This is a genomic window from Clostridium sp. D5, from assembly GCF_000190355.1.
Classification (GTDB): Bacteria; Bacillota; Clostridia; order Lachnospirales; family Lachnospiraceae; genus Faecalicatena; species Faecalicatena fissicatena_A.
In genome coordinates this window covers 48,055-55,080 of record NZ_GL870809.1, presented here as the reverse complement: position 1 = coordinate 55,080, position 7,026 = coordinate 48,055, and the positions used below count along the sequence as shown (strand labels likewise).

Below are 7,026 nucleotides of genomic sequence, written 5' to 3'. Positions count from 1 at the left end.
CTGTTGAAGAAGAAAGATTGATAAGAGCTGAAATTAAAGAAAGAAATAACAGGCGGCTGTCAGGAATATATACGTCCCAGCAAGTGGAATTTAGTCTTGTCCCCTTTAAAAACACGTCTAAAGTCCGCTTTCTTAACATGCCCAGAAAGCCCTTTCTGAGCAGACAGCTTTGTTATTTCTCTTCTTGATTGTATCACTTAATTCTACTTTTAGGAATACCAAAAGTGGTAATCGCTCTTTTTGTAAGAGTAATTGCCACTTTTCTTTTTGCCGTTTTCAAAGTGGAAATAAACTTTTCACTTCACCCATATTTATCGTGGAATATAATGCCAGTATTTAGCAAATATAACTTGTTGTTATCTAACAGATTAAGTATAATAAAAGTAAATAGAGAGGGCGAAATAAAATCAAACGGAAAGGAGCTGAAATTTTATGTCAAAGAATGTAATGATTACCATAGGCAGGCAATTTGGCAGCGGCGGACGTGAAGTGGGAGCACGGCTTGCAGAGCGGTTGAATCTTCCATTATATGATAAGAATCTGGTTGAACTTGCAGCAGAAAAAATAGGCATCAGTGAAGAGAGAGCTAATTCCATAGATGAAACCGCACTGAATGGATTTTTGACGGCATACACATATCCTCCTGCAACCATGATGGACTATGCCGGAAGAATGGATTACCAGCCGCCGTTGAGCGACAAGATGTTCTACGTACAGTCTAATATGATCCGCGGATTGGCGCAGAAAGGACCTGCAGTATTTATCGGGAGATGTGCAGATTATGTATTGCGGGAACAGGAGGAATGCCTGAATGTTTTTATATGCGCTGACAAGGCCGACCGGATAAAGAGAACCATGGAGCTGTTTGACCTGACTGAGAGAAAGGCCGCAGACAGAATGAAAAAGATCGACAGGGAACGCCGTTATTACTATGAGACCTATACAGAAAATGAATGGGGTGCTGTCAGTTCCCATGATATAATGCTCAACGTCAGCAGACTTGGAATCGACCGGGCCGTCAGGGATCTGGAGCTGATTTATAAAGGGATGGTTGAAGATGAATCATAATACCAGAAGACATACATAGAGTCGATTAACAAGGCTGCAGTCTAAGTGTATAAGAAGGATCATTGTCCGGGTATCGGACAGTGGTCCTTTTGTTGGAAGATATTTGAAAACCCGCTGCCCAGGTTTAAGATTATAGCACCGGTTTTCAGTTAAAGGGCAATGCATATTTGTATTACTGTGAAATAGTCATAACAGTTCAGACTTGTCCGAACCGATACAAATAGTCACTATGATAACAAAATTGGATGACTTTTAGATACTGAAATGGTAAAATACCTGTATGAGAAATTTAACCATGTCAGCAGTTTTATTTAATACACCGTCACTTACTAATTTCCACTCAGATTAAGGGGATTATATATGAAAAAGATGATATTATTTGTTTTATTAGATCAATTTGCAGATTGGGAGGCAGCATATCTTTCCTCCGCTTTAAAGATGCTGGGAGAAGATCAGTTTTCTATGAAAACAGTCTCTTTAACAAGAGATAAGGTAGAATCCATCGGAGGTTTCCATATCCTCCCGGACTATGATATCCCCTCAGTTCCAAAGGACTATGAAGCCCTCATATTAGTAGGCGGTATGACCTGGCGCAACGAAGCTGCCCTGCAGGTAAAACATCTTGTAGACGAATGCCTTAAAAGCGGAAAAATTTTAGGCGGTATCTGCGACGCCTCCGGATTCCTGGGAGTCTCCGGCGCGCTGAACAGTGTCCGTCATACATCCAATGATGTGAACGACCTGAAACAATGGGCAGGAGATGCGTATACCGGCGAAAAGAATTATCTTCAGGAGCCGGCGGTAAGCGATGGGGGCATCATCACAGCAAACGGAACTGCCGCCCTGGAATTTGCCCGCGAGGTTCTGCTGACTTTAAAGGCAGCCTCAGTTGAAAAAATTATGGAATGGTACAACTTCCACAAACTCGGTTATTACAATGCCCCTCTTCCGAAAATGTAACCCCCGGCCGTTCTCATTCTGCCTGCCGGATCATCACGAATTCATTAAAAGGAGTAACCATTTATGTCAAATGAAAAAACATTCCCCCAATTACCAGACGATTCCCAATTAAAAGAAATCGGGGTCTATCAGTACGGTTTTATTTCAACATCAGACATCCTCTTTCAGGACGAAGTCCGCAGAATCTGCGAATCCAACGGCTGCGGAAAATATGGAAAGTCCTGGGCCTGTCCCCCCGCAGTAGGAACAGTCAGCGAATGCAAAGAGCGCTGCCTGGCTTATGAAAACGGCATGGTCTTCACCGGAAAATACGAACTGGAAGATTCCTTCGATGTAGAAGGAATGCAGGAAGGCCACAAAGAATTCCAGCAGGTATCCGCAAGACTCCGCGGCCTGCTCGGCAATGATTTCCCATACCTGCTGCTCTCCAACGAAGGCTGCGTCCACTGCGAAACCTGTACATACCCCGATGCCCCCTGCCGCATGCCCGGCACACTCACCCCCGCCGTAGAAGGCTTCGGAATCAACGTACAGCGCCTCTCCAAAACAGCCAAAGTACGCTATATCAACGGCCCAAATACAGTAACCTACTTTGGAATGCTGCTATTCTAACAGCACATTCCATACAGGCCCCCGCCCCCCTAAAGATCATCAACCAGCGCACTACTCTTAGCATAAGCCGTACTCCGTGCCTCAAAGAAGTCTGTTTTTATCATATTTGCATTAGAAAACTGGCTGACCCATGACATACTTTCCGGTTCTTTTTCATGTCCTTCATACACCGGCTCCAGCTCCAGCCCTCTACAGCGCAGATTTCCCAGATACTGAATATAATCTGTAATCATCTCCCTGTTCAGCCCCTGAATATCATCCCCGATCACATAGTGCCCCCAGCGGATCTCCTGTTCGCATCCCTCGCGGATCATGCTCCTGTATTTTTCTGTTTTTTCTGCAGTAAACAGCCATGGCTCCTCTTTTTTTAACTCCATCAGAATACTTCGAAACAGCCAGAGATGCGTATTCTCATCCCGGTTGATGTATCGGATTTCCTGCACAGATCCGGGCATTCTTCTGTTCCTTCCCAGATTATAGAAGAACATAAACCCACTGTAAAAGTAGATGCCCTCCAGAATATAATTAGCAATCAGTGTACATGCCAGCATTTCCGGGCTTTTTTCCTCCTGGAACGCATTATAGAGGTTCCCGATAAATTCATTCCGCTCAAGCAGATGCCGGTCTTCTTTCCACTGATAGAGTACGGCATTGCGCTCCTGCGGCTCACAGATGGTATCCAGCATATAACTGTAGCTCTGACTGTGCACCGCCTCCTGAAATGTCTGGATGGACAGGCACAGATTCACCTCATTTGCGGTAATATACTCCCCAATATTCGGCAGATTGGCAGTCTGTATACTGTCAAGGAAAATCAGGAAAGACAGTATCTTATCATAGGCCCTGCGCTCTGCAGCGGGAAGCATTTTATAATCCTTAATGTCCACACTCAGGTTGATTTCCTCCGGTACCCAGAAGTTGTTCATAGCCTGGCGGTACCAGTCGCTGACCCAGTTATACTTCATATGGTTAAAATCATTCAGATTGGTAGTGTTTCCCCCAATCATTTTTCTTTTTGTTACTTCAATATCCCCCTCTGGATTAAAGAGTGGTTTCTTAACTAATTCTGACATAATATCCTCCTGGTTTGTTCTAGTATAAGCCCTTCAACCGGCAATGTATCTTTTATGAAGAACACACCTCACACTCCTCAACTTCAAGGCTTCTGGAGCGAATGTAGTAAATAGTTTTCACACCTTCTTCCCATGCCTGCAGATAGAGGTTCAAAACGCCGCGGAAGGTGTACTCATTTGTAATATACAGGTTCATACTCTGCGCCTGGTCAATATGACGCTGGCGGATACCGCAGGCCCTAACAGACCAGGTCTGGTCGATCAGATGTGCATTCTTATAATACCAGAATGTCTCCATCGAAAGGTCCGGGGCCACCCGCGGCATCAGCCCGTTTTTCTTTTCTTCCAGAAAATACCGGTTCATTACAGGATCCAGCCCTGCTGTAGTGCCCGCTATGATGCTGGTACTGCTGGTCGGCGCAGCCGCCAGAAGATAACCGTTTCTGAGCCCAAACGCTGCTACTCTGCCGGCAAGCTGTTCCCACCTGTCATCCACCAGATTCCGCTGTCTGAAATATTCTCCGGTCTGCCATGCACTTCCTTCAAAATACGCATAACTGCCCTTTTCCTCCGCGATACTGCAGCTCGCATTTACCGCTGCATAATGTATATCTGAAAAAACCTTTTCCGCAAAGTCCAGGTGTTCCTGACTCTCCCATCGGATGCCGTACTTTGCCAGCATATGGTGGTATCCGCTTACTCCAAGTCCCACAGGGCGGTAACGTTGATTGTTAATTCTTGCATAGGGTACAGGGAAGAAATTCAGGTCAATCACATTGTCCAGAGCGCGCACGGCGCTTTCTGTAATATAAGACAGTTCATTATAGTCTTCCACATCTATATGGCCGAGCGAAAGGCTGGCCAGATTGCATACCACAAATTCCCCGGGCTTTGTCACTGTCACCACAACCGTTTCCCCGTCTACTTCCTCGGTTCTTTGTTCTTCCAGTTCTATGGCACTCATATTCTGGGCAATTTCAGTGCATAGATTGCTGCAGTAGATTACACCTTTATGCCCGTTCGGGTTTGCCTTGTTTACTGTATCCCGGTTAAAAGCAAATGGTGTTCCCGTCTCTACTGCACTGCGGATAATCAGCCGAAGCACATCTTTGATTGGAATCACCCGCTTGCGGATCCGCTCGTCACGCACACAGTCCAGATACTTTTCTTCCCAGGCTTCTCCAAATGAATCTTCCAGTGCGTATCCCTTGATCGTCAGTATCTCGTGCGGACACATCAGATACCAGTCACCGTCTATATGATCCCGTGCCTGCTTCCAGAAATAATCCGGATAACAGACTGCCGGAAATACATCATGAGCCTTCATCCGCTCGTCTCCGTTGTTCGTTCTCAGATTCAAAAATTCCGGCAGATCTCTGTGCCACACATCCAGATAAACTGCTACAGCTCCCTGACGCACCCCCAGCTGATCCACCGCCACGGCCGTATCATTGGCAAGCCTGATCCAGCGGATTACACCGCCTGCCGCTCCCTCAAACCCACGGATAGAACTGCCGCTTGCCCGCACCTTTCCAAAATACATACCCATGCCACCGCCGTATTTGCTCACCTTGGCAAAGTTATCAATACTGCGGTATATTCCATCCAGACTGTCCGGCACCGTATCAATAAAACAGGAGGACAGCTGATGGTAAGGCTTTCTCGCATTGGACAGAGTCGGCGTGGCCATGGTTACTTTCAGAGTACTGAGCATATCGTAGAATCGTCTGACCCAGGCACTTCTGTCCTGTTTTTCTTTCATCGCCAGATGCATCGCAATCCCCATAAACATTTCCTGAGGTGTCTCCAGCGGTTCCCCCGCCCGGCCGCAGATGGTATAACGTCCAAGCAGCAGCTCCAGGCTGGAAAAAGTAAAAAGATCATTTCGCTTTGCACAAAGCCAAGTCCCGAACTCCTCGATTTCCGCCTGCGTATAGTGCTCTAATATATAATTTCCATAAAGTCCCTGTTCTGTAAGCCAGCTTATTTTCTCATAAAAACTGTGGATGTGGAACGCCTCCATCTGCACGTTCAGCTGAATTTGAAAACTGAGCATCCTGACCCTTGCTGCAATCATTTCCCACTTTGGTGCCTCCTGGGTTGTCAGCTCAGCACATGCTTTAACCAAAACAGCCAGTTTTTCCATATCCGTAAGCCCGGGACTTAAAAATGCCTGAAATCTGGCGCTCAACTGCTCCAGTTCATATTCCTCCTGGGAAAAATCCTTCTGTATCGACGTAAGCACGCCCACAAGCCCGGGGACTGCTTGAAATTCATCTGCAATCCGCTGCCGTGAATACCGCCTTCTGGCCCGTCTCTCACGGTATAGGATATAGCTCTTCATCTCCTTGTAATAATTTTCCTCCATCAGCGTCCGTTCAACAAAGTCCTGGATTTCTTCCACTGAAACGGATCTCCTTCCGGAAGTTACTTCCTCAGGGAACTTCGCCTCAATTCTGACCAGAAGCCTGTTCTTTTCCGATTCCTCAATTAAACTGCCCACACTGGAAAAGGCACGTCCTATTGCATTCTTAATTTTCTCCGGATTATATGCCTCCAATGCTGCATCTCTCTTATATATTTTCATAGAATATTCCACGCCTTTCTCACCTTATGTCATTCACGCAATCATACAACTTATTGTGCCATGTAAGATATATTAACACAACATATGGATGTTATCAATATACAAAATCCTGCATATCGTAATTGATTGCACAAAGACATGGTTGAAAATAGTCTTCTTAATGAAGGAATATTCTATTCCAATTATTGAAAATTTAGGTGGATGTATTTTTACTGGGGAGATATATTGTAAGAGACAGGCCCAAGTACGCTAAGAAGGCGGATTATTGTATTATTATTTGAGGTGAAAATTGCCCATGTATATCACAGGTACGTCTGCTTTAGAAAATTGTATCACAATACTTCTTTGCCTGTACTTCCGTAATTAAAAACCGATTTTCCAGCTTTTCCCTTATCCTTTCTTCACTGAAACCTTCTTCCCGATAGTCCAGGATAAAAGCTTTGAAGTGTACCCTTTGTCAAGGACAAATTTAAGAAGAAGGGATAATATGTTCTGTATAGACATCGCTATATTTCTTCTTCCTTTTTGGGTTCTTGTATTATCCCTTTCAAAGGATAATTCCCAGTTGTTATATATTGATAATACTCATTCGGAGACAGCTTTGCTAACTGCCATTGGTATCGCTCGTTATTATAGTAATCCAGCCAATCATCAATCCTTGGTTTCACTTCATTAAAGAACTTACACTGGCTTATATCTATTTCATCCTTCATATGCCCGAAAAAG

The 7,026-nt window shown here is 45.0% G+C and carries 6 protein-coding genes; 3 read left to right on the top strand and 3 right to left on the bottom strand.

Annotated elements, in window-relative coordinates; all coding sequences use genetic code 11:
* The first annotated feature begins 432 nt into the window (after positions 1-432).
* From HMPREF0240_RS00255 to HMPREF0240_RS00245, 3 genes are all read left to right on the top strand, one after another.
* Positions 433-1,068, top strand: a complete 636-nt coding sequence (locus HMPREF0240_RS00255; protein ID WP_009001451.1) for a cytidylate kinase-like family protein — start codon at positions 433-435, stop codon at positions 1,066-1,068.
* A 360-nt stretch (positions 1,069-1,428) separates the two neighbouring features.
* Positions 1,429-2,028 (top strand): DJ-1/PfpI family protein, encoded by a 600-nt coding sequence (locus HMPREF0240_RS00250; protein ID WP_009001450.1) that lies wholly within the window; start codon positions 1,429-1,431, stop codon positions 2,026-2,028.
* A 63-nt stretch (positions 2,029-2,091) separates the two neighbouring features.
* Positions 2,092-2,640, top strand: coding sequence for a DUF2284 domain-containing protein (locus HMPREF0240_RS00245; RefSeq protein WP_009001449.1), 549 nt, complete (start codon positions 2,092-2,094; stop codon positions 2,638-2,640).
* A 29-nt stretch (positions 2,641-2,669) separates the two neighbouring features.
* Here HMPREF0240_RS00245 and HMPREF0240_RS00240 read toward each other — a convergent pair whose 3' ends face one another.
* The 3 genes from HMPREF0240_RS00240 to HMPREF0240_RS00230 all read right to left on the bottom strand — a co-directional run.
* Positions 2,670-3,713: a ribonucleotide-diphosphate reductase subunit beta gene (locus HMPREF0240_RS00240; protein WP_009001448.1), complete on the bottom strand. Its 1,044-nt coding sequence runs from the start codon at positions 3,711-3,713 to the stop codon at positions 2,670-2,672.
* A gap of 52 nt (positions 3,714-3,765) precedes the next feature.
* Positions 3,766-6,300: a ribonucleoside-diphosphate reductase subunit alpha gene (locus tag HMPREF0240_RS00235; protein ID WP_035312462.1), complete on the bottom strand. Its 2,535-nt coding sequence runs from the start codon at positions 6,298-6,300 to the stop codon at positions 3,766-3,768.
* Positions 6,301-6,806: 506 nt separating this feature from the next.
* On the bottom strand, positions 6,807-7,026 hold a 220-nt coding region (locus HMPREF0240_RS00230; RefSeq protein WP_148486293.1), incomplete at its 5' end, for an IS3 family transposase.

Bases quoted from the DNA above. Each gene is read 5' to 3' on its own strand.
- HMPREF0240_RS00245 (WP_009001449.1), top strand. From the start codon at position 2,092: ATGTCAAATGAAAAAACATTCCCCCAATTACCAGACGATTCCCAATTA.
- HMPREF0240_RS00250 (WP_009001450.1), top strand. From the start codon at position 1,429: ATGAAAAAGATGATATTATTTGTTTTATTAGATCAATTTGCAGATTGG.
- HMPREF0240_RS00235 (WP_035312462.1), bottom strand. From the start codon at position 6,300: ATGAAAATATATAAGAGAGATGCAGCATTGGAGGCATATAATCCGGAG.
- HMPREF0240_RS00240 (WP_009001448.1), bottom strand. From the start codon at position 3,713: ATGTCAGAATTAGTTAAGAAACCACTCTTTAATCCAGAGGGGGATATT.
- HMPREF0240_RS00255 (WP_009001451.1), top strand. From the start codon at position 433: ATGTCAAAGAATGTAATGATTACCATAGGCAGGCAATTTGGCAGCGGC.